This window comes from Mesorhizobium sp. WSM4310, assembly GCF_007003935.1.
Taxonomy (GTDB): Bacteria; Pseudomonadota; Alphaproteobacteria; order Rhizobiales; family Rhizobiaceae; genus Mesorhizobium.
In genome coordinates, this window is record NZ_VFTA01000037.1 from 1 (window position 1) to 23,185 (window position 23,185).

The window sequence follows — 23,185 nt, forward strand, 5'->3', positions numbered from 1 at the left end:
GATGGATGCTGAAGCGTGGTAACTCCAGTCTCCTCGGTCCGGTCCGAATGGACAACCTCTCGAAAGCTCACACCTAGAACTCCTCTTGAAAGCGTATCTAGCTTCAAAGGGCGTGTCGAAACGCGGTCTCCGGCTCGGCTTCGGTCACAAGATCGAGGACATTTACGAAGCCGCAGTGGCCCTAGGAATGCCGCCGATTGGGAACGTGAAGATGATTGCCAACAACCTTGACCTGATGAATTCTCAGCAAGATTTTAGGTACCCGTCGGGGTACAAGCTGAATGTCCCGCCGCCGAGCTTCTGCCGAGAAACGTATAACGCTCTCCACACAGCGATCGAGCCGAGGATCCCCACCGAGGTACTGAAAGCCAACCTCAAATTTCATTGGGATTTTCGGGGGAAGACTGTCATTTGGAAGGACGAATAGCCCGAGGATGATCTTCCCCATCTACGTTGGCGTTCTTATGGCGCTGCTGTCAGCATCCGCCATTGGCGGTGGCGGCAAGGCGATCTTGTTGGGATGGCCGCCTCGCTGACAATGGCCGGGATGGGCACTCGCCGGCTGGCTAGGTTCTTAGCAGGCCATAGCCGGCTGTCTGGTGGAGATCGTCTTTCAGGGCTTTGATCGTCTGTGAAAGGTCGCGAACCTTGTCCATCAGCGTCTGAATGGTCGCCCCGATGGGCTGGATCTTAACGCCTCAATCGTCGCGAGAAGCTCAAGGTAGACGTGGTTCAATTGAACTTTCTCCCTTCGAGAGCTCTCAATGGTGATCGACATGTGCGACCAGGCTCGATCAATTGCCTGTTCGCTTATCCTTCATCGACAAGCGGACGCGTGCCGCCACCTCCCTTCCGTCACGCGAAGGACCCAGCCGGCGAGACCAGACGGCGTGCGTGGCGCAATCTTCTATGTGACGAGCGGCGAGATCGCGTGTGTCCCGCCGTGATGGGATCATCTATTCGTCGAGCGCGGCGCTGGCGCCATCATCGTCGATATCTGCAAACCCTGGGATGATCCAGCAGCTTCTCCTTCGACAGCAGCCCGGCGTCCTCGAGCGCCTCGAAATCCGGCAGCTGGCGCAGCGTGTCGAGCCCGAACTGCGACAGAAAAGTTTTGGTCGTCACATAGGTGTAGGGCGCGCCCGGCTGCGGGCTGCGCGGCCCCGAGGCGACCAGCTGCTCAGCGCGCAGCACGCCGATCAGGTCACGTGACACCTCCTTGCCGAAAAAGCTCGACAGCTCGCCACGGGTGATCGGCTGGAAATAGGCAATGCACATCAAGACAAGCGCCTCCGCCTGCGACAGTTCTTTTGCTCCCTCGCCCGCTGCCGTGCCGAAGGCTGCGTGAATGGCGTCGCCAAAAACCTTTTTGGTCCGGTGCTGCCAGCCGCCGGCGACCGCGACCAGCTCGTAAGGGCGGCCGGCGAGTTCGGCGCGAATGTCGTCGATGATCAGCTCGATATTGCAGTTTTTTCCCACCACCCGCGCGAGGACACTACGTGTCACCGGTTCATTTGCCGCAAAGATCACCGCTTCGACGCGGGCCATCCATTCGCACCAGCGCAGCTCCGGCGGCAGATGTTCCAGTTCGGTGTCGAGCAGCGCCGGCTGATCGTTTGGCTTGCGGCGGGCGGACGCTTCGCTCATCGCTACAGCCCGAACAGCCGGAATGTGGGGCGGCCGGAGAGCTCGCGCACGACCTCCAGTTGCTGCAGCCGTTCGAACAGCCGTCGCGATGCAAAGCGCGACAGATTGTCCGTCGTCAGCGATCCGGACACGGCGTCTTCACTGAGCAGCAGAAAGATTACGTCGCCGGCGCCTTTGGCGCGCAGTTTCGGCGCCACCGCCAGGAGTTTTTCGGCCCGGCGCGACAGCTCGGCGGCCAACCGACAAGCGTCCGCGGCGGCCGCGACGAGCGCGATGCAAACCGCCCGCTCAAAATTCTTGTCCCCGGGCCGGATGCGCCGGCCACCGCCGGCCTCGGTGCGGAAAGATGGTCCAAAACCCTGCGCCATTAGGAGCGGCAGGGGCTGCGGCCAGCCCAGGCGTTGCGCCAGTACCAGGTCGGCGAGCCACCAGCCAAAGACTTCGGCATCGGGACGCATGGCGACGACCTCAGCGGCGATCGCCGCGGCGTCGAATGGCGCCGACCGCTGGGATACCCCGAGTTTTTCGATCTGCGTGCAAAGGTCGGCGAGCGCGGCGCCGTCCCAATGGAGGCCAAGCTGGTCGAGTATCTTCCCGAGCCGGCCGGGCGTAGCGGCGGGCGGCTGCCTGGCCAACTGCCGCCAGGCGCCAAAGACGGCGCCTGCGGGACCGGGGTCAGCACGTAGGGGACGCAAATGCCAGGCATCGCGCAAGGCGGCCGCATCCTCGGCGCGGCCGGCGAGCCGCATGCTGGAGGCGGCGCAGCGAACCGCCAGCCGCTGCCGCCAAGCGCCGGCCCAGGCTGCCTGCGCGCGGGCGAGCGTGTCGAGGGCACCCAGGGCGGCGCCGGCCCGGAAGGCGGCGTCGCCGTCACTCGGCGCGCCGGCGCTTGTGATCGCCCACGCGGGAACGGAGGGCGGCGCAGAGGAGCTGGCGGTCGCGGGATCGAGGCGAATCATAATTTGGAGAGTAAAGTGCCGGTGCGCTTTTCGCCATGATTTTCGTGCCAAAACGCACAGCCTGTCGGATCAGCACAACGACTGATAGTGTTGCATTATCAATCTCTTCACGAGTTCGTCCCTGCTAAGCCATTTGGCCAACAAGTAAGTCTCGACAGGGCACCTTTTTGCGCAGCCGGACGAAACTCCGTTCGGAAATGTGCCGGCTCGCGGCGTAGGAGCCTGCTCAGGTTCAGATGTCATGAAGGCATCTAACGCCCGATCTGCCGCGCAACTTCGGTCCCATATTCATTGCCGACGGGGTATCTGAGGGCGACGTTTTTTGCGGGTTTTTCCTGGTCGGCTTTGGAGGTGATGCTGGCGCCGATTGTCACAGGCTACTTCACTATCTGTTCCTTGACCGATGAGATCTTTTGCGCTGCGGCGCTCCCGTCTTTGCTGTGGGTCACCTTCTGACCCAAGCCCCAACGTACACACGCGGGAGTGTCCTACAAGCCATCGGTTTCGACAGATCGGATGGATTGGGCAGGCGAGCCCAAAAGCTGCGAGCTTAGAGCGGTTATAAATCGTAGTTGTAGCTGTGTAACAAACTGTGTAACAAAAAGCGCGAAAAGACTAGTATTTTCAGTATCATAGAGGTGAAAGGGAATCCCTCCCTCTCCGCCATTGATCACCAATCGCATCCAGGATCGCGCATTCCGCGAGTGCTCATGACGCGATAAATTCGGCCAGTTGCTTGATGGCTGTTTCAATGGATCTGTACGCCAAGCCGCTCATTCTTCCTCCATCGCACCACGGCACGATATTCGACACCATCCGCAGGGACGTGCAGGACGAACCGCTCGGGAACAACCACGCCGGGCTCCACCCGTAGCTCCGCACCATGAGCGTGTTGATTTCTGACGGAGCAAGCGATTGTCATACCCTCTGTGACAATGGTTCCCTCCTTTAGAACGGCCGCCCGGGGAAGTGAGCGTCGTTCAATTGGTGGATCATCGCGGTTGCCGCTCATCTTATCATTCCTCCGAAATCTTGTTGCGAAACGCATAAACTGACCGCGACAATGGCGATTAAATTAGCATACGCTAAAATAGTTCCGAAACTTTTATTGCGACGCAAGGTCGAGCGGTTGCGACGAAGGTATTAGGTCCAGCCCCGGCAACTGCACGGCGGCGACCTTCTTCGAAAAAAGCAAGGCGGTCTGAGGATGCGGTCTTGCTCAGCATCGAAATGCTGCCGCCTAATAGGCAAAAAGAGCCCACCCTGAATGGGGATCAAGGGCGGGCCAAGAGGTGGCTAGGGATCATCCCAGCTTAGGTCAACGAGCGGCGGAGGGGTTGGTTGCTTTGCTCACGCTGTAAAAGTGGTCATGAATTCCGAGCGGGGGCTTATGGTCACAGACCTATTGCTCACCGTTGTCTCGGCATTCGCAATGCTTGCCCCGCTCTATTTCATTCTTGAGTGACAGATGAAGATGGGCTCCGCGACGGGTACGGCGGCCGCTTATTCCAGTAGCGGTTGCGCTCCCGCTGGTGACCCTCACAGCTTGCAGGATGTGGTGCGGGCTTCAGACCGACCCGTCGGACCGGTGTCCGGCAATCGCCTTGACAAAAATCTCCCCGAACTCCTTGAGCTTCGCCCCTCCCACGCCATGGACCTCGGCGAAGGCGTCGAGGTCGCGCGGGCGGCGTTCGGCCATGTCGATCAGCGTGCGGTCGGAAAACACCACATAGGCCGGCACCTGGCGCTCCTTGGCCAGGCGCAGCCGCAGGGATTTGAGCGTGGCCAGCAGCGAGGCATCGACGCCATCGGCGTTGGCACCCGAACCCTCCGCCCGCATCTTGCGCAAGGCGCGGCTGCGCATCTCGACACGGTAATGGAACGGCATCTCGCCGCGGCCGAGCGCATGGCCTTTCTCGGCGATGGCGAGGCCGCCATGGCCGCTCGGATCCGGCTCGAGGAAACCGCCGGCGACGAGCTGCCGGATCAGCGATATCCAGAAATCCTTCTTGTGCGCCGCGCCGCTGCCGAAGCTGGCGAGCTTCTGGTGACCGCGGGCCAGGATCTTCTCGGTCTCATGGCGGAGCAGGATATCGATGACATGGGCGGCGCCGAAGCGCTCGCCGCTCTGCGCGACCGCGGCCAGGATGATGCGCGCTTCCGCGCCGCCATCGGCGCGCGGCACCTGATCCAGGCAGTTGTCGCAATTGCCGCAAGGCTCGGCTTCTTCTCCGAAATAGCCGAGCAGCACCTGGCGGCGGCACTGCGCCGTCTCGCAATAGCCGATCAGCGTGTCGAGCCGGCGATGCGCGCGCTTCTTGTGCTCGACCGCAGCATCCTCGTCGTCGATGAACAGCCGGCGCATGCGGATGTCGCCAAGGCCGTACAGCATATGCGCCTCGGCCTTGCGCCCGTCACGGCCGGCACGGCCGATCTCCTGATAATAGGCCTCCAGGCTGCCCGGCATGTCGGTATGGAAGACATAGGCGACATCGGGCTTGTCGATGCCCATGCCGAAGGCGATGGTCGCCACCATGACGACGCCCGACAGCGTCATGAAGGCGTTTTGATTGGCCTCGCGCGCCTCCTTGCTCATGCCGGCGTGATAGGCGAGCGCGGTGACGCCGTTCTTTTCCAGGAAGGCCGCCATCTCCTCCGTCTTCTTGCGCGACAGGCAGTAGACGATGCCGCTCTTGCCCGGGTGACGCTCGATGAAACGCAGCAATTGCCGCTTGCTGTCCTGCTTGGATTCGATGGCGAGCTTGATGTTGGGCCGGTCGAACCCCAGCACCAGGGTTTCGACCCGCTCGGCGAACAGCCGTGCCTCGATATCGCTGCGCGTGCTCTCATCCGCCGTCGCCGTCACCGCGATGATCGGCACGTTGGGGAAGATGTGGCGCAGGCGCGACAGATCCTCATACTCAGGCCGGAACGCCGGCCCCCATTGCGAGATGCAATGTGCCTCGTCGATGGCGATCAGGCTGATTTCGAGCCTGGAAAGCGCCTCGAGCATCCGCTCGGTCATCAGCCGTTCCGGCGCCAGGTAGAGCAGCCGCGTCTGGCCTGATGCCACGCGGCGCCAGGCGGCGACATTGGCTTCCCGGTCGAGCGAGGAATTGATCGTATCGGCGCCGACGCCGGCCAGCCGCAAGGCCGCGACCTGATCCTGCATCAGCGCCACCAGCGGCGACACGACCAGGGCGAGCCCGCCCATGACCAGCGCCGGCACCTGGTAGCAAAGCGATTTGCCCGCACCCGTCGGCATGACGGCCAGCACATGGCGCCCGCCGAGCAGCGCGTCCATGACATCGGCCTGGCCGGGGCGGAAATCGTCGAAGCCGAACACGTCCTTCAGGACGCGCCGCTTGGGATCCTCCGCCCGGACACTCGCTGCCTGTGCCGACATCAGTCGGACACCGGACGGGAAGCGATTTTTCGGGGATGGGAGAGGATGTGGGAATCGATCAAGATGCTCTCCGCGTGAACCTTTGGAGTAGCGCAGCTATCCTCGGAACACAACCGGAACGGTCATCCATGTTGACGGCGGACTGATTGGCCGTGGCCCGGGAAGGCACACCTTCCCCCGCGACACCTGCACCCCCGCTGGATTCCTTCGCGCTTGGATGTAAGCTTGGCCGGCAAAAGCCAGGGAGGGCGCGATGCTGCAGGTGAGACAGGATGTCCTGGGTGAACGGTTCCAGCTGCAGCGTACGGCCTTCGAGAAGCAGCCCTTTCCGGACCTGAGTGTTCGCAAAGACCGGCTGAAGCGCCTGCTAGCTTTGACCGAGCAGCATGAGGCGGAGATCTGCGCCGCGATCGGTGCCGACTTTGGCGGCCGCTCGGCGCATGAGACGCGCCTTGCCGAACTGTTTGTCGTGCGCGCCGGCATCCGCCACACGCTGTCTCATCTGAGCGGCTGGATGCGGGAACGTCGTGTCGCCACCACCTTGCCGTTCCTGCCGGGCCGCAATCGCCTCGTGCCACAGCCGCTCGGCGTCGTCGGCATCGTGTCGCCCTGGAACTACCCGTTCCAGCTTGCCGTCGCGCCGGTCACGGCAGCGCTCGCCGCCGGCAACCGCGTGCTGGTAAAGCCGTCCGAACTGACGCCGGCCTTCTCCGCGCTGCTCGCCAGGCTGGCCGGCGAGCACTTCGCCTGGGACGAGTTGAGCGTCATCCCCGGCGATGCCGAGATGGGCAAGGCCTTCGTGTCGATGCCGTTCGATCATCTGCTGTTCACCGGCTCGACCGCGGTCGGCCGCCAGGTCGCGATCGCCGCGGCCGCCAACCTCACTCCGGTCACGCTCGAACTCGGCGGCAAGTCGCCGGCGATCTTCGATCCCTCCTGCGATCTCGATGCGGCAACGGCCAGCATCGCCTATGGCAAGCTGCTCAATGCCGGGCAGACCTGCATCGCACCGGACTATCTGCTGGTGCCCAAGGGGCAGGCCGGCACGGTCGCCGCCAAACTCGCTGCCGCGGTGGCGCGGCTCTACCCGACGCTGCGCGACAACCCCGACTACACCGCCATCATCAGCGACCGGCATTTTCAGCGCCTGCGCGCCATGATCGCGGAAGCCCGCGATGCCGGTGCCGATGTCGTCGAAATCAATCCGGCCGGCGAGGACTTCGGCGCCGCGAGCCGCAAACTTTTGCCGACCCTGGTCAGCAATGCCGGCCCGGATTTGCGGCTGATGCGCGAGGAGATTTTCGGCCCGGTGCTGCCGATCGTCGAATATGCCACCGTCGACGAGGCGATCAGCCATGTGAACCAGGCCGACCGGCCGCTGGCGCTCTACTGGTTCGGCAACGACAGCACCAACCGCCGGCGTATCTTGCGCGAGACCGTCGCCGGCGGCGTCACCGTCAACGACTGCATGCTGCATCTGGTGCAGGAGAACCAGCCTTTCGGCGGCGTCGGCGCCAGCGGCATGGGCGCCTATCACGGCGAATGGGGGTTCCGCACCTTCAGCAAGGAGAAGCCGGTTTTCCTGCAGTCGCGCCTGAGCGCCGGCGCCCTGCTGCGCCCGCCCTACGGCAAGACGTTCGAGCGGATTTTCAGCCTGCTCCGGCACATCACCTGACCGAAGGCAGCCGTCGGTTGTACGGCGCATTAAGCGTATCTTCACCACGATGCGGCAGTCTTCACATCCTGCGGTCATGTCTTGAGTACCGCGGCGCCACAAGCGCCCAGGCAACAACCCGCGCCTCTTTTGGGGCGCGGGTCATGCGCCCGCACTCGATCTCCCAGATTTGGCTGGCCAAGTCCTCGGCTAAAGCATGATGCCGAAAACTGTGAAGCGGTTTTCGGACGACATCATGCTCTATCGCTTTGATTTAGAGCAAGAAAATCGGCACGGTGCGGCGTAAAGCTGTCGACCAGCCGTCCCGCTTCCAGCGCCTTGACGCCATGCACCAGACCGGACGGCACGATGAAGCTGCCGCCGGCCTCGAGAATTTCCGTCCGCCCGTCGATGGTCACCTCGAAACGGCCCTCGGCGACATAGCTTGACTGGACATGCGGGTGCGAATGCAAGGCGCCGACGCCACCCTTGTCGAAGCCGAATTCAACCAGCATCAGCTCATCGGTGGAGAGGAGAACGCGCCGCCTGTTGCCGTCTGCCGTCGGCGTCCAGGCGCCCTCGCCGGCATGCGCGAAGATCTTGGTCTTGGTCATGTCCTCTCCTCAGCGCGCCAGCCAGCCGCCATCCACCGGAACCGCGGCGCCATGCATATAGTCGGAAGCCCGTGCCAGCAGGAAGACGGCGGCATCGCCAATGTCCGACGGCTCGCCCCACCGCCCCGCTGGAATGCGCCCGAGAATGGCGGCGCTGCGATCGGGGTCGGCCCGCAGCGCGTGCGTGTTGTTGGTCTCGACATAGCCCGGGGCGATGGCATTGACATTGATGCCCTTGGCCGCCCATTCGCAGGCGAGCAGGCGGGTGATGCCGAGCACGCCGTGTTTCGAGGCGGTGTAGGAGGCGACGCGGATGCCACCCTGGAAACTCAGCACCGAGGCAATGTTGACGATCTTGCCCCGGCGACCATCGGCAAGCGCGCGCCTGGCGAAGGACTGGCAAAGCAGAAACACCGTCTTCAAATTGACGTCCATGACGTCGTCCCAGTCGGTCTCGGCCAGATCGACGGCATCGGCGCGCCGGATGATGCCGGCATTGTTGACCAGCCCGTCGAGCGGCCCGCTTTCGTCCCACACCCGATCCAGCATCGGTCCGGCGGCCGCCGTGTCGGCAAGGTCGGCGCTCACCGCTTCGAACCTGGCGCCGATGGCCGCGACCTTGCTCGCCGTATCGTCCATCGACGAGCGGCCGACGCCGACCACCGTGCCGCCCGCGCGCGCGATCGAGAGGACAATGCCTTGGCCGATGCCGGTGTTGGCGCCGGTGACGAGAATGCGCTTGCCGGCCAGGCTGAAGGCGGAGAGATCGCTCACCGCAGCTCTTCCATCGTCACGGGCTCGATGTCGGTATAGTCGACATTGTCACCGGCCATGGCCCAGATGAAGGCATAGTTGGAGGTGCCCGCGCCCGAATGGATCGACCAGCCCGGCGACAGCACCGCTTCCTCGTTGCGCATGACGATATGGCGCGTTTCGTCCGGCTCGCCCATGAAATGGAAGACGCGTGCCGCCTCGGCCAGGTCGAAGTAAAGATAGGCCTCCATGCGGCGGTCGTGCACATGGCACGGCATGGTGTTCCAGATGGAGCCGGGCGCCAGCTGCGTCATGCCGACGACAAGCTGGCAGGTCTGTGCCCCTTCGGCATGGATGAACTGGAAGATCGAGCGCTCGTTGCAGGCATCCTTGCTGCCGAGGTCGAGGCGCCTGGCATCACTGACGCGGATCAGCCGGTTGGGATGTGCCTGGTGCGCTGGCGCGCTGAGCAGGTAGAACTTGGCCGGCGCGGCCTTGTCATCCGAGGCGAACGCCACATCATTGGTGCCCATGCTGAGATAGAGCATGTCGCGCGCCTGCAATTCGAAGGACTGGCCGCCTGCTTCGATCGTGCCGGCGCCGCCGATGTTGACGGCGATCAGTTCGCGACGATCGAGAAAACCTTTGGTCCCGGTCGGTTTGATCGCTTCCAGCCGCAACGCTGTCGCCACCGGCATGGCGCCACCGACGACCATGCGGTCATAATGAGTGTAGGTCAGGTTGATGCGGCCTGGCTGGAACAGGTCCCCGATGTGGAAATTGTGCCGCAGTTCGTCCGTTCCCATGGCCGCGGCGGCAACCGGATCAATGGCGAAGCGCGATGTATAGTCGGTATGGTTCTGGCTCATTTCCGTCCTGACTTCCGATGGATCATTCGCCGGCGGCCGCCTTGACCGAACTGGCGTAATAAGCCTGTCGCGCGTGCAGACGCTCTCGGTAGCGTTGCTGGCTGGCGCCCAGATGGGCGCGCATCGCCTCGCGCGCGGCTTCGGCATCGCCCGATGTAATCGCATCGAGGATCACCAGATGCTCGCGCTGCAGCCCGCGCTGATAGCTGTCGGACTGCACCAGTTCGGTGGACCAGGGTGAGGTCACGTCGCACGGAATGGCGCGGCGGCCGAGCACGTCGAGCATCTCGACGTAGAACGGATTGTTGGTGGCGCTGGCGATGGCGCGGTGGAAGGCAAGATCGGCCGGACCGGTCGGCTCGCTGGCGAGCAGCAGCCGCTCGAATTCAAAGAAGGCTTCCTGGATCGCCGCCTCCTGAGCGGCGTTGCGGCGGATGGCGGCGAGCCCGGCCGATTCGATCTCGATCGCCAGGCGCACTTCGAGCACGTTGAGGGCGATCGAATCCTTGCTACCCATGTCGGCGGCAAGCGCACCGAACATCGTCGAGATGTGCTCGGTGACGAAGACGCCGGCGCCCTGGCGCGGCTCGACCAGGCCGTCGGCGGCAAGCTTGGCCAAGGCCTCGCGGATGACGGTGCGGCTGACGCCGAAGGTTTCGGTCAGTTGGCCTTCGGTGGGCAGTTTGTGGCCGGCCAGGATCTCGCCCGCCTGAAGCTGCCTGCGGATCGCCGCCACGACGGTCTCCGACAGCTTGGGTTTTCTCTCGACCCTGAGGTCGCGCGCGGTATCGGACACGTGGCGATCTCCTAGTGGAACAGGCTCGGCAGCCACAATGAAATTTCCGGCACGTAGGTGACAAGCATCAGCACGACGAAGGCCGCTCCATAGAATGGCCAGATCGAGCGCATCGCTGTCCAGATCGGGATACGGCCGATGGCGCAGCTGACGAACAGAACCGCGCCGACCGGCGGCGTGCAAAGGCCGATGCCGAGATTGAGGATGAGGATCACGCCGAAATGGACGGGATCGACGCCATAGGCCATGACGACCGGCAAGAAGATCGGGGTCGTGATGATGATCAGCGGCGACATGTCCATGAAGGTGCCGAGGATCAAAAGCACGACATTGATCAGCAGGAGAATGACCAGCTTGTCGCTGGACACCGATTGCAGGAAGGCGACGAGCGCGGCCGGCACGCGAAGATAGGCGAGCAACCAGCCGAAGGCAGCCGCACAGCCGATGATCATCAGCACCATGGCGGTGGTACGCACCGCCGCCGTCGTGGCCGCGACGAAATCGCCCCAACTCATCGAGCGGTAGACGATCAACGTCACCAGGAAAGCATAGACGATGGCGATGCACGAGCTTTCGGTCGCGGTGAAGACGCCGGACCTGACGCCGCCGAAGATTATGCCTATCAGGATGAGGCCGGGAATGGCGGCGACAAGCAACTGCAACGCCCGGCCGAAGCCGGCGAAGGGTTCCGTCGGATACCCTCGGCGGCTTGCGACCCAATACGCCGTTACCATCAGCGACAGCGCCAGCAGCAGACCCGGCAGGACGCCAGCCGTGAAAAGGTCCGCGATCGAGATGCGGCCGCCAGCAGAGATGGAATAGATGATCATATTGTGCGAGGGCGGAATCAAAAGGGCGATGATTGCGCCGACCGAGGTGATGTTGACGGCGTAGTCGATGCCGTAGCCGCGCGCCTTCATCTGCGGGATCATCAGCCCGCCGACCGCCGAAGCATCCGCGACCGCCGAGCCGGAAATGCCGCCAAACATCGTCGAGGCCGCTATGTTGACCTGCCCGAGGCCGCCGCGCAGATGGCCGACCAGCGATCCCGCCAGCGCCACCAGCCTCGCGGCGATGCCACCGCGCACCATCAGGTCGCCCGCGAAGATGAAGAACGGGATGGCCATGAGCGAAAAGACGCTGACGCCGGAATTGAGCCGCTGGAACACCACGACGGGCGGCAGGCCGAGCGTCAGGATCGTCGCGAAGCTGGCGACGCCGAGACAGAACGCGATCGGCGTGCCGATGACCAGCAGGAACACGAATGTACCGAAGAGGACGGCCAGCGCCATTGTTCAAAGCTCCTCGCCGGTTGCATAGATATCCGCGTCGACGGGCAGGCCGGCAAAACGCCCGGCCAGCCGCTCCAGTGAAAACAGGCAGACCAACGCACCACCCAAAATGACCGGCAGGAAGCTGACGCCGCCGGGCAGCGCAAGCGAAGGCATCACCGTGTTCCATGTCAGTTTGGCCAGTTGGACCCCGTAGACGATCATGCCGGCACCGAAAGCGAACACGACGATGTCCGAAATGCTGCGCAGCACCGCCTTGGCCGAGGTGGGCAGGACATAAAGCAGCACATCGAAGCCGAGATGCGTGCGTTCACGCACGCCGACGGCCGCACCCAGGAAGATGAACCAGCCCATCAGGAGCACGGAAAAGGATTCCGTCCAGCTCGGCGAGCGGTTCAGCATATAGCGCGAGAAAACCTGCCAGAAGATGATGATCGTCATCAGCGTCAATCCGGCGCCGCTGACCCACAGGGCCAGCCGGGCGAGCCCGGAGAGCACGCGCTCCACACCGCGCCAGAACCCCTTGGCCGCGTTGATCGAAGGCAGCGCGGTGGTTTCCGCGCTGCTCGGCCCGTTGCCCGTCCCGCTCATTTCTCGGCCTGTATACGCGCGGCCAGGTCCTTCAGCTCGGGCGTCGACAGATACTTGTCGTAGACCGGTTTCATCGCATCGATCAGCGGCTGCTTGTCGATTTCGCTGACCTTGACGCCGGCCTTCTCGACGATGCCGCGCGACTTCTTCTCCTGCGCGTCCCACAGTTCGCGCATCTTGACGACGCTGTCCTTGGCCGCTTGCCGCACGATCCCCTGGTCTTCCGGCGAGAGCTTCTCCCAGCTTGCCTTCGACATGACGAGCACTTCCGGCACGATCTGGTGCTGGTCCATCGTATAGTGCTTCGCGACTTCATAATGTTTGGCGGATTCGAAGCTCGGCCAATTGTTCTCGGCACCGTCGATGACGCCGGTCTGCAACGCCGAATAGACCTCGCCATAGGCCATCGGCGTGGCATTGGCGCCCAGCGCATTGACCATGTCGACAAACACGTCCGACTGGATGACGCGGAACTTCATGCCTTTCAGGTCGGCGATCGAGGTGATGTCCTTCTTGGTGTTGTAGAAGGAACGCGCCCCGGAATCGTAGAAGGCCAGACCGACGAGATCATGCGTTTCGAAGGCCTTCAGGATCTGGTCGCCGATGGGTCCGTCCATGACGTGGCGCATGTGCTCGACCGAACGGAACATGTAGGGCAGTGACGGCACTGCGGTCTCCGGCACGATGCCGTTGAAAGGCCCCATCGAGACGCGGTCGAGGTCGATGACCCCGGCCTGCGTCTGCTCGATCGTGTCCTTCTCCTCGCCAAGTTGCGCCGAATGATAGACCTCGACCGAATAGCGGCCATTGGTGCGCTGCTTGATCAGGTCGCCCATGTATTTGACCGCCTCGACCGTCGGATAGCCGTCCGGATGCGTATCCGACGATCGCAATACGGTCCCGGCGTTGGCAATGCCGACCAGCAGCGAGCCGAAGGCGAATGTGGCTGCCATCAGTTTCGAAAAATGCGCCATGACTTTCCTCCCTTTGAAAACCGAAACGCCCGGCTCACAGCCGGTACGCTTTCTTCGCGAGCGTGTAGGCAAGGTCGCGGGCCAGTTCATGCGCCTCGCCCTCGCGCAATCGATGTTCGGCGACGAGCCGCGCCAGGAATGCGCAATCGACACGCCGCGCCACGTCGTGGCGCGCCGGTATCGAGGGAAAGGCGCGGGTGTCGTCGTTGAAGCCGACGGTGTTGTAGAAGCCTGCCGTCTCGGTCGTCATCTCGCGGAAGCGGCGCATGCCTTCGGGGCTGTCATGGAACCACCACGCCGGCCCGAGCTTCAGCGCCGGGTAGACGCCGGCCAGCGGCGCCAGTTCGCGCGCATAGCTGGTCTCGTCGAGCGTGAAGAGGATGACGGTCAGGTCGCGCTCCAGCCCGACGCAATCGAGCAACGGCTTCAGCGCCGTCACATAATCGGTCCGGGTCGGAATATCGAAACCCTTGTCGCGGCCGAATCTCTGGAAAATGGAAGGCGAATGATTGCGCCAGGAGCCGGGGTGGATCTGCAGCACCAGCCCGTCATCCTTGCTCATCTTGGCCATCTCGGTCAGCATCTGGGCGCGAAACAGTTTGCGCTCGCGCTCATCCTGCGAGCCGCGGCGGATGCGGTCGAACAGCTCCTGCGCCGCCGCATCGGAAAGATTGGCGGTCTCGGCCGTCGGGTGGCCATGATCCGACGAGGTCGCACCGAAGCTCTTGAAGAAGGCGCGCCGCTGGCGATGCGCCTCGAGATAGCCGGCCCAGCGCCCCGTATCGCAGCCTGTGATTTCGCCGAGCCGGTCGAGATTGGCCGAAAACCCTTCGAAGTCGGGATCGACGACGGCATCCGGCCGATAGGCGGTGATAACGCGGCCTTCCCAGCCGCTGTCGCGGATCATCTGGTGCCATCTGAGATCGTCGAGCGCGCCTTCGGTGGTCGAGATGACCTCGATGTTGAAGCGCTCGAACAGCGCACGCGGGCGGAAATTCTCCCACTGCAGCACCGTCGCGATCGTGTCGTAATGGCGGTCGGCCGTCGTTGCATCCAGCGGCTCTTCGATACTGAACAGATCGGCGAGCACATGGTCGAACCACAGCCGGGTCGGCGTGCCACGGAAGAGATAATAGTGTTCGGCGAAGCGTCGCCAGATCGTCCTGCCGTCGGTCTCCACCGGCGCGCCTTCGAGGGTCGGCACGCCGAGATCCTCGAGCCGAACGCCCTGACTGAACAGCATACGGAAGATGTAGTGGTCCGGGACGATAAGCAATTGCGCAGGGTCCGGGAATGGCTCGTTGAGCGCGTACCAGCGCGGATCGGTGTGGCCGTGCGGGCTGACGAGCGGCAGGTCTTTGATCCCGGCATAGAGATCGCGGGCGATCGAGCGCGGATGCCCCTCGGCGGGAAACAGCAAATCCGCATCGGTCAGCGCCACGGCGATCCTCCCAGGGCGCTATCGGTAGGGTCGGCTACAAATTATGTCAACATACAAAAATTAGACTGTTGTATGATGACTTTTGAGCAAAGCTGAGCATTGTGGGCAAAGGCCGGCGATGTTACGTCGGTTGCCGATCCGCCCAGCAAGATCACCAGTCAGACGAGCGCCGCGTACCGATGACAGACCGCCGCCTTTCCAACCGCACGGCGCATGCGCTGCCGGCCGGGGTCGTCGCACCTCGATATGATCGCGGCACGGTTGCGCCGGGCATCGTGCATCTCGGCGTCGGCGCCTTCCATCGCGCCCATCAGGCCGCCTATGTCGACGAGTGCCTGGCGGCGGGCGAAACGGAGTGGGGCATCGTCGGCGTCTCCTTGCGCAGCCCCGACACGCGCGACGCGCTGTCGCCGCAGGACGGGCTCTACACGCTGGCGATCCGCAGCAGTGGCGAGGAGGAGCTGCGCGTCATCGGCTCTATCCAGTCGATGCTGGTGGCACCGGAAGACCCGGGCGCGGTGCTGGCCGCGCTGACCGATCCGCGCACCCGCATCGTCACGCTGACCATCACCGAAAAGGCCTATCTCAGGGCCGCGGGCGGCGGATTGGACACCGCTCATCCCGATATCATCCATGATCTGGCCAATCCGCGGATGCCGAAGACGGCGCATGGTTTCCTCGCCGAGGCGCTCGCCCGGAGACTGGCCGCCGGCACCGCGCCCTTCACCGTGCTGTGCTGCGACAACCTGCCGGCCAACGGCGCCACACTGCATCGGCTGCTGACCGAATTCGCCGAGCTGCGCGATGCCAGGTTTGCCACGGCAGGCGACACCAGGATCACCGACCACATCGCGAATGAGGTCGCCTTTCCGTCGAGCATGGTCGATCGCATCGTGCCGGCAACCACCGACGCCGACCGGGCACGCATCGCTGGCGAACTCGGTGTCAACGATGCCTGGCCCGTGATGACCGAGCCCTTCCGCCAATGGGTGGTCGAGGACAATTTTCCGGCGGGCAGGCCGGACTGGGAAAAGTTCGGCGTCACCATGGTCGGCGATGTCGGCCCCTTCGAGGACATGAAGCTCAGGCTGCTCAACGGCGCGCATTCGGGCATCGCCTATCTCGGCCTGCTCAGCGGCCACGCCACTGTCGACCGCGCTTTCGCCGATCCGGCGATCCGGAAGTTCGTCGACGGGCTATGGGCAGAGGCCATCCCGACATTGCCGGAAGATGCCGGGCTCGACACGGCGACCTACACGGCCGAGCTTGCCGAGCGTTTTTCAAACACCGCGCTCGCCCACCGCACGGCGCAGATCGCCAATGATGGCAGCCAGAAACTGCCGCAGCGCATCATCGCCTCCGCCATCGAATGCCTCGAAGCCGGTACTGAGTTCGTGCATCTCACGCTGGTGGTGGCGGCCTGGATCGCCGCCTGCGCCGCACGCGGAAAAACCTTGCCCGAAAACCATTTCACCGACCCGCTCGATGCGGCGTTGACGGCGCTTTTGGACCAGCAATTGCCGGCGAACGAAACCGTGACGGTGGTGTTCGACTTGGCCGGCTTCGCCAGGGATCACGCCGAGCGCCAGACGCTGATTGAACTCGTGGCCGTCCATCTCGTTCACCTGCGACGGGACGGTCCGACACTGGCCTTCGCCGCGTTGGGAATAGGAACTGAATAGTCAAGGCGGGACCCGATACGGGCTATTTGGCAGCCGAACCGTCCAACGTCTGCCGGGAAGAATATTCCACGCCTCGCGAATTCCAGAACAGGCGCACCGCCTTGCCGACGAGATTTTCGTAGGGAACGAGGCCCATTTGGAAGCGGCTGTCGTTGGAGTTGTCGCGATTGTCGCCCAACGTGAAATACTCTCCCACGGGCACCACAAACTCGCGTGTGTTGTCGCCGACCGAATTGTCGGCCAGGTCGATCACCAGATAGGAAACTCCCTCCGGCAGTATTTCCCGCTGTAGCTTCGCCGATTTTACCTCTTCCGACGAATAATCGCCGACAGCCTCAAGCTTCACCGCCACACCGTTAATGTGGAGCACGCCATCGATCATCTGAATCCTGTCACCGGGCAAACCGATGAGTCTCTTGACGTAGTCTATGTCTGGGTTAGTCGGCACCCTGAAAACCATGATATCGCCTCGCCTTGGCTCGGCGCCGAATATGCGGCCATCGACCGGCAACAGCCCAAAGGGCACACTGTAGCGACCGTAGCCGTAGGCGAATTTGGAGACAAAGAAATAGTCTCCCTCCACCAGCGTCGGCGCCATGCTGCCGGACGGCATGGAAAACGGCTGGAACAGGAACGCGCGTATTGAAAATGCAAACGGGTAAGTGGTCAAAAAGACAAGCACCAGCACCCAAAGCCCGTGCGCAAACCACTTGTCGGGCTTGAAGCGACGCGTGAAGGGCACAACGAGCCCGACCGACAGGAGCATCAAACCAATACTGGAAAGGTTGGCTACCGGGCCAAGATCGACGCCCGGCAACACCGGAAATCCTGTATAGACACACGCGAAAAAGATGGCGCTGAACACCATCAGGCTGGCGACCGCCAGTCTGCCGCTGCCGATCCAGAGGAACCCACCGAAGGGACCGCCAAACGCCGATACCAGAGCGGTCGACCACCGGGATCGCGAAGCTGGTTCTCGCGCAGCTGTTTCGTTGGTCATCGGCCGTCCCCCTCGCCAAGTCCGACTGTCCAACAAACAAAAAAGCGAGGCAAGGCCCCGCTTTTCAATCAGTCATTGGAAGCAAGTTTCAGGCCGGAAGAATCGCGCCTTCCAGCGTGGTCAGCTGGCTAAGGAACTGCTCGGCCTTGCTGCGCGCCTGGTCGTCCTTGGCGTCGGCGGCATCTTCCTTGGCTTCCTGGATGCGGCGGGCGAGATCGGCGCGGTCGACATCCTTCACGGCGACAGCCGATTCTGCCAGCAGCGTGCAGCCGGCCGGAACGATGTCGGCGAAACCGCCGAACACGACATAGCGTTCTTCACCGCCCGAAGCGGTCTTCACCGTGACGACACCCGGCTTGATCGTGGTCATGACCGGCGCGTGATGCGCCATCACGGTCATCTCGCCTTCGGCACCCGGAATGACGACGGATTCGACCTCAGCGGAAACCAGCAGGCGCTCCGGCGAGACCAGTTCGAATTTGAAAGCTTCAGCCATGTCAATTTAGTGAGTAGGGAATAGTGAGTAGGAAGTAGGGAGAGAGGGAACCGTCCCGATCACCCAGCTGCTATTCACTACTGACTACTGACTACTCCCTATTCCCTTGATTAAGCCGCTTCAGCCGCCAGGCGCTGTGCCTTCTCGACCGCTTCCTCGATGCCGCCGACCATGTAGAAGGCGGCTTCCGGCAGGTGATCGTAGTCGCCGTTGCAGAGGCCCTTGAAGCCCTTGATGGTGTCGGCGAGGTCGACGAGCTTGCCCGGCGCGCCGGTGAACACTTCGGCGACGAAGAAGGGCTGCGACAGGAAGCGCTCGATCTTGCGGGCGCGGGCCACGGTCTGCTTGTCCTCTTCCGACAGCTCGTCCATGCCCAGGATGGCGATGATGTCCTGCAGCGACTTGTAGCGCTGGAGGATCGACTGCACCTGGCGGGCAACGGCATAGTGCTCTTCGCCGACAACCATCGGGTCGAGCATGCGCGAGGTCGAATCCAGCGGATCGACCGCCGGATAGATGCCCTTTTCGGCGATGGCGCGGTTCAGCGTCGTCGTCGCGTCGAGGTGGGCGAACGAGGTTGCCGGCGCCGGGTCGGTCAAGTCGTCGGCGGGCACGTAGATGGCCTGCACCGAGGTGATCGAGCCCTTGGTGGTGGTGGTGATACGTTCCTGCAGCGCGCCCATGTCGGTGGCAAGCGTCGGCTGATAGCCCACGGCCGACGGGATACGGCCCAGAAGAGCCGACACTTCCGAACCGGCCTGCGTGAAGCGGAAGATGTTGTCGACGAAGAACAGCACGTCCTGTCCCTGGTCGCGGAAATATTCAGCGACCGTCAGGCCGGTCAGGCCGACGCGGGCGCGCGCGCCCGGCGGCTCGTTCATCTGGCCGTACACGAGGGCCGCCTTGGAGCCTTCGCCGCCGCCCTTCTTGTTGACGCCGGATTCGATGAACTCGTGATAGAGATCGTTACCCTCGCGGGTGCGCTCGCCGACGCCGGCGAACACCGAATAGCCGCCATGCGCCTTGGCGATGTTGTTGATCAGTTCCTGGATCAGCACGGTCTTGCCGACGCCGGCGCCGCCGAACAGGCCGATCTTGCCGCCCTTGGCGTAAGGTGCCAGCAGGTCGAGCACCTTGATGCCGGTGATCAGGATCTGCGCTTCCGTCGACTGCTCGACATAGGTCGGAGCCGGCTGGTGGATGGAGCGCATTTCGATCCCGTCGACCGGGCCTTCTTCGTCGACCGGCTCGCCGATGACGTTGATGATGCGGCCGAGCATGCCCGGGCCGACCGGCACCGTGATCGGCGCACCGGTGTCGCGCACTTCCTGGCCGCGCACCAGACCTTCGGTGGAGTCCATGGCGATGCAGCGCACGGTGTTTTCACCCAGGTGCTGGGCAACTTCGAGCACCAGGCGATTGCCGACATTGGTCGTCTCGAGCGCGTTCAGGATCGCCGGAAGGTGATCGCCGAATTGTACGTCGACGACGGCGCCGATGACCTGGCGGACCTTGCCGACGACGCCCGTCGCCTTGGCGGCCACTGCGGGAGTCCTGGCCGCCGCGGCCTTGGCCGGCGCCGCGGCCGTCTTTGCCGGAGCTGCCTTCGCGGCGGCTGCCGGAGCCTTGGCCGCCTTTGCGGGGGCTGCGGTCTTCGCGGCTGCCGCCTTGGGGGCCGCCGTCTTGGGGGTCGCTGCTTTCGCCATCGTCTTTACCCTTTTTCGTCCTTTGTTTCTCACGCGGTCCTGGAGCGGGCCGATGGCCCGCGAACCACGCCTAGAGCGCTTCGGCGCCCGAAATGATTTCGATCAGTTCCTTGGTGATCTGCGCCTGCCGCTGGCGATTGTAGGTGATCGACAGCTTGTTGATCATCTCGCCGGCGTTGCGCGTCGCATTGTCCATGGCGCTCATCTTGGCGCCCATTTCGCCGGCCGCGTTTTCGAGCAGCGCCCGGAAAACCTGCACGGAAATGTTGCGCGGGATGAGGTCGGAGAGGATTTCGCCCGGCTCCGGCTCATACTCGTAGACGGCATTGCCGCCATCCACCGCCTCGGCGGGAGCCGAAGCGACGCCGGCCGGGATGATCTGCTGCGCGGTCGGGACCTGGCTGATCACCGACTTGAACTGCGAATAGAACAGCGTGCAGATGTCGAAGGCGCCCTCGTTGAAGAGGTGGATGACTTTCTTGGCGATCGCGTCGGCATTGACGAAGCCGAGCGTCTTGACCTCGCGCAGGTCGACGCGATCGAGGATCATCGAGGCATAGTCGCGGCGCAGGATGTCGAAACCCTTCTTGCCGACGCAGATGATCTTGACCTGCTTGCCGTCGGCCAGAAGCCGCCGGATATGATCGCGGGCAAGACGGGCGATCTGCGAATTGAAGCCGCCGCACAGGCCGCGCTCGGCGGTGCAGACGACGAGCAGATGCACGTTGTCCTTGCCGGTGCCGGTCATCAGCGCCGGGGCGTCGCCGCCGCTGCCGATTGCCTGGGTGATGTTGGCCAGCACGGAACCCATGCGCTCCGAATAGGGGCGCGCCGCTTCCGCTGCCTCTTGCGCACGGCGCAGCTTCGCCGCGGCGACCATCTGCATCGCCTTGGTGATCTTCTGCGTCGCCTTGACCGAGGCGATACGGTTACGAAGGTCTTTTAATGAAGGCATGCTTCAAACCTGATCCCGTCTTGTCGCTTTGCTCAGGCGAAGGTCTTGGCGAAAGCGTCGATCTCTGCCTTCAGCTTGGCGCGCAGATCGTCCGACAGCGCCTTTTCCTTGCGGATGGCGTCGAGAACGTCCTTGCCCGCCGCACGCATGTGGCTGAGCAGGCCATGCTCGAACTTGCCGACCTGGTTGACCGGCAGCTTGTCGAGATAGCCGTTGACGCCGGCGAAGATCACCGCGACCTGCTCTTCCGTCTTCAGCGGCGAGAACTGCGGCTGCTTCAGGAGTTCGGTCAGGCGCGATCCGCGGTTGAGCAGGCGCTGCGTGGCGGCGTCGAGATCCGAGCCGAACTGCGCGAAGGCCGCCATTTCGCGGTACTGCGCGAGCTCGCCCTTGATCGAGCCGGCAACCTGCTTCATTGCCTTGATCTGCGCCGAGGAACCGACGCGCGACACCGACAGACCGACGTTGACGGCCGGACGGATGCCCTGGAAGAACAGGTTGGTTTCGAGGAAGATCTGGCCGTCGGTGATCGAGATCACGTTGGTCGGGATGTAGGCCGACACGTCGTTGGCCTGGGTTTCGATGACCGGCAGAGCCGTCAGCGAGCCATTGCCCAGATCGTCATTGAGCTTGGCGGCGCGCTCGAGCAGGCGCGAGTGCAGGTAGAAGACGTCGCCCGGATAGGCTTCGCGGCCCGGCGGGCGGCGCAGGAGCAGCGACATCTGGCGATAGGCGACGGCCTGCTTCGACAGATCGTCGTAGCTGATCAGCGCATGCATGCCGTTGTCGCGGAAATATTCGCCCATGGTGCAGCCGGCGAACGGCGCCAGGAACTGCATCGGCGCCGGATCGGAAGCGGTGGCGGCGACGATGATCGAATATTCGAGCGCGCCGCGCTCTTCCAGCACCTTGACGAACTGCGCGACGGTCGAGCGCTTCTGGCCGACGGCGACGTAGACGCAGTAGAGCTTTTCCTTCTCGGGGCCGTTGTCGTGCACCGACTTCTGGTTGAGCATCGTGTCGAGGATGATGGCGGTCTTGCCGGTCTGGCGGTCGCCGATCACCAGCTCGCGCTGGCCGCGGCCGACCGGGATCAGCGCGTCGATGGCCTTGAGGCCGGTCGACATCGGCTCATGCACCGACTTGCGCGGGATGATGCCGGGCGCCTTGACGTCGACGCGCTTGCGTTCGGTCGCCTTGATCGGGCCCTTGCCGTCGATCGGGTTGCCGAGCGCGTCGACGACGCGGCCGAGCAGGCCCGGACCGACCGGAACGTCGACGATGGCGCCGGTGCGCTTGACGGTGTCGCCTTCCTTGATGTCGCGGTCGGCGCCGAAGATGACGACGCCGACATTGTCGGCTTCGAGGTTGAGCGCCATGCCGCGGATGCCGCCGGGGAATTCGACCATTTCGCCGGCCTGGACATTGTCGAGGCCGTAGACGCGGGCGATACCGTCACCGACGGACAGCACCTGTCCAACTTCGGAGACCTCGGCCTCCTTGCCGAAATTCTTGATCTGGTCTTTCAGAATTGCGGAAATTTCCGCGGCGCGGATGTCCATCAGCCGACCTCTTTCAGTGCAAGCTTGAGCGAATTGAGTTTGGTTTTGAGCGACGTATCGATCTGGCGCGAGCCCATCCTGACCACCAGCCCGCCGAGCAGCGACGGATCGACGGTGACGGAGATGGCCACGTCCTTGCCGGCAACGCTTTTCAGCGCCGCCTTGAGTTCGGCCTGCTGGGCAGCCGTCAGCTCGTGAGCCGACGTCACTTCAGCAGCGGTCTCGCCACGATGCTCGGCGGCGATCTGGCGGAACGCCTTGATCATGCCGGGCACGGCGAACAGCCGGCGATTGCGGGCGACGACGCGCAGGAAATTACCGGTGAGGCCGGTGATCTTGGCCTTGTCGGCGATCGCCGCGATGGCCTTGGCCTGCTCCTCGCTGGAGAATACCGGGCTGTTGATCAGCCGGGTCAGGTCGGAACTGCCCGCGAGCATCGCCTCGAAACTGTTGAGGTCGGACTCGACCTTGGCCACGGAATTTGCCTGCAGGGCGAGTTCGAACAGCGAACCCGCATAGCGTTCTGCGACACCTGAGATTGGCGATGACGATTGAGCCACGGACCGTCTTTTCTCTTGTCTGACAGGCCGCAGATTGTTGGCGCGAGCAAAAACTCTGGCTAAATCTTTGACCTTACTGCATTTTTTCAAGCACGGAGGCGCGGCTTCCGCTATCCCCGGCCGAAAGTCGATTGCCGTCTAGCACAGGCATTTTAAGACCGCAATGCGTCGTTCCGCATGCTTTTCAGGCACTATTGTCGCATCCGGCGAAAGACTCGCGCCCGATGC

At 63.4% G+C, this 23,185-nt stretch carries 19 protein-coding genes; 2 read left to right on the plus strand and 17 right to left on the minus strand.

The window, feature by feature from the left end; translation table 11 throughout:
* Positions 1 to 984: 984 nt before the first annotated feature.
* The 3 genes from FJV80_RS28595 to recQ all read right to left on the minus strand — a co-directional run bounded on the left by FJV80_RS28595 (position 985) and on the right by recQ (position 6,012).
* On the minus strand, positions 985 to 1,647 hold the full coding sequence (locus tag FJV80_RS28595) for an SMC-Scp complex subunit ScpB (protein ID WP_063169436.1): 663 nt from the start codon (positions 1,645 to 1,647) through the stop codon (positions 985 to 987).
* 2 nt (positions 1,648 to 1,649) lie between these two features.
* Positions 1,650 to 2,606 (minus strand): DUF1403 family protein, encoded by a 957-nt coding sequence (locus FJV80_RS28600; RefSeq protein WP_063169437.1) that lies wholly within the window; start codon positions 2,604 to 2,606, stop codon positions 1,650 to 1,652.
* Positions 2,607 to 4,173: 1,567 nt separating this feature from the next.
* Entirely contained in the window at positions 4,174 to 6,012 is a 1,839-nt protein-coding gene (gene recQ, locus FJV80_RS28610; protein ID WP_142878049.1) for a DNA helicase RecQ, read from the minus strand.
* Between the two features lie 253 nt (positions 6,013 to 6,265).
* Here recQ and FJV80_RS28615 point away from each other — a divergent pair, with 253 nt between their 5' ends.
* Positions 6,266 to 7,687, plus strand: a complete 1,422-nt coding sequence (locus FJV80_RS28615) for a coniferyl aldehyde dehydrogenase (protein ID WP_095793978.1) — start codon at positions 6,266 to 6,268, stop codon at positions 7,685 to 7,687.
* A 233-nt stretch (positions 7,688 to 7,920) separates the two neighbouring features.
* On the opposite strand, the gene FJV80_RS28620 is transcribed toward FJV80_RS28615, so the two are convergent.
* The 8 genes from FJV80_RS28620 to uxaC are packed head-to-tail and all read right to left on the minus strand — an operon-like array spanning position 7,921 to position 14,996.
* Positions 7,921 to 8,280 carry a cupin domain-containing protein gene (locus FJV80_RS28620; RefSeq protein ID WP_095775816.1) on the minus strand — a complete coding sequence of 120 codons (360 nt, stop codon included), beginning with the start codon at positions 8,278 to 8,280 and terminating at the stop codon, positions 7,921 to 7,923.
* A 9-nt stretch (positions 8,281 to 8,289) separates the two neighbouring features.
* On the minus strand, positions 8,290 to 9,054 hold the full coding sequence (gene kduD, locus FJV80_RS28625; RefSeq protein ID WP_095790257.1) for a 2-dehydro-3-deoxy-D-gluconate 5-dehydrogenase KduD: 765 nt from the start codon (positions 9,052 to 9,054) through the stop codon (positions 8,290 to 8,292).
* The gene (kduI, locus tag FJV80_RS28630; RefSeq protein ID WP_095790258.1) at positions 9,051 to 9,902 is read right to left on the minus strand and encodes a 5-dehydro-4-deoxy-D-glucuronate isomerase; all 852 of its coding nucleotides are present in this window, start codon (positions 9,900 to 9,902) and stop codon (positions 9,051 to 9,053) included. The genes kduD and kduI overlap by 4 nt, the downstream gene beginning before the upstream one ends.
* Positions 9,903 to 9,924: 22 nt before the next feature.
* Entirely contained in the window at positions 9,925 to 10,698 is a 774-nt protein-coding gene (locus tag FJV80_RS28635; RefSeq protein WP_095790259.1) for a FadR/GntR family transcriptional regulator, read from the minus strand.
* A gap of 11 nt (positions 10,699 to 10,709) precedes the next feature.
* Complete coding sequence (locus FJV80_RS28640) at positions 10,710 to 11,990, minus strand: TRAP transporter large permease (RefSeq protein ID WP_095790260.1); 1,281 nt, start codon at positions 11,988 to 11,990, stop codon at positions 10,710 to 10,712.
* Positions 11,991 to 11,993: 3 nt separating this feature from the next.
* Positions 11,994 to 12,581, minus strand: coding sequence for a TRAP transporter small permease (locus FJV80_RS28645; protein ID WP_179296570.1), 588 nt, complete (start codon positions 12,579 to 12,581; stop codon positions 11,994 to 11,996).
* Positions 12,578 to 13,555, minus strand: coding sequence for a TRAP transporter substrate-binding protein (locus FJV80_RS28650; protein ID WP_095790261.1), 978 nt, complete (start codon positions 13,553 to 13,555; stop codon positions 12,578 to 12,580). The genes FJV80_RS28645 and FJV80_RS28650 overlap by 4 nt, the downstream gene beginning before the upstream one ends.
* A 34-nt stretch (positions 13,556 to 13,589) precedes the next feature.
* The gene (gene uxaC, locus FJV80_RS28655; RefSeq protein ID WP_142878050.1) at positions 13,590 to 14,996 is read right to left on the minus strand and encodes a glucuronate isomerase; all 1,407 of its coding nucleotides are present in this window, start codon (positions 14,994 to 14,996) and stop codon (positions 13,590 to 13,592) included.
* Positions 14,997 to 15,175: 179 nt separating this feature from the next.
* Between uxaC and FJV80_RS28660 the strand changes: the two genes are divergently transcribed.
* On the plus strand, positions 15,176 to 16,678 hold the full coding sequence (locus FJV80_RS28660; protein ID WP_142878051.1) for a mannitol dehydrogenase family protein: 1,503 nt from the start codon (positions 15,176 to 15,178) through the stop codon (positions 16,676 to 16,678).
* 22 nt (positions 16,679 to 16,700) lie between these two features.
* Here the strand turns inward: FJV80_RS28660 and lepB are convergent, their stop codons facing one another.
* The 6 genes from lepB to FJV80_RS28695 form a co-directional block, all read right to left on the minus strand.
* Positions 16,701 to 17,678 carry a signal peptidase I gene (gene lepB / locus FJV80_RS28665; RefSeq protein WP_246689072.1) on the minus strand — a complete coding sequence of 326 codons (978 nt, stop codon included), beginning with the start codon at positions 17,676 to 17,678 and terminating at the stop codon, positions 16,701 to 16,703.
* Positions 17,679 to 17,766: 88 nt separating this feature from the next.
* On the minus strand, positions 17,767 to 18,174 hold the full coding sequence (locus FJV80_RS28670; protein ID WP_095775824.1) for a F0F1 ATP synthase subunit epsilon: 408 nt from the start codon (positions 18,172 to 18,174) through the stop codon (positions 17,767 to 17,769).
* A gap of 110 nt (positions 18,175 to 18,284) precedes the next feature.
* Positions 18,285 to 19,880, minus strand: coding sequence for a F0F1 ATP synthase subunit beta (gene atpD, locus FJV80_RS28675; protein WP_181167985.1), 1,596 nt, complete (start codon positions 19,878 to 19,880; stop codon positions 18,285 to 18,287).
* Positions 19,881 to 19,950: 70 nt separating this feature from the next.
* Entirely contained in the window at positions 19,951 to 20,835 is an 885-nt protein-coding gene (locus FJV80_RS28685) for a F0F1 ATP synthase subunit gamma (protein WP_095793983.1), read from the minus strand.
* Positions 20,836 to 20,867: 32 nt separating this feature from the next.
* Positions 20,868 to 22,397 (minus strand): F0F1 ATP synthase subunit alpha, encoded by a 1,530-nt coding sequence (atpA, locus tag FJV80_RS28690; protein ID WP_019861845.1) that lies wholly within the window; start codon positions 22,395 to 22,397, stop codon positions 20,868 to 20,870.
* The gene (locus FJV80_RS28695; protein WP_142878052.1) at positions 22,397 to 22,957 is read right to left on the minus strand and encodes a F0F1 ATP synthase subunit delta; all 561 of its coding nucleotides are present in this window, start codon (positions 22,955 to 22,957) and stop codon (positions 22,397 to 22,399) included. The genes atpA and FJV80_RS28695 overlap by 1 nt, the downstream gene beginning before the upstream one ends.
* Positions 22,958 to 23,185 lie beyond the last annotated feature (228 nt).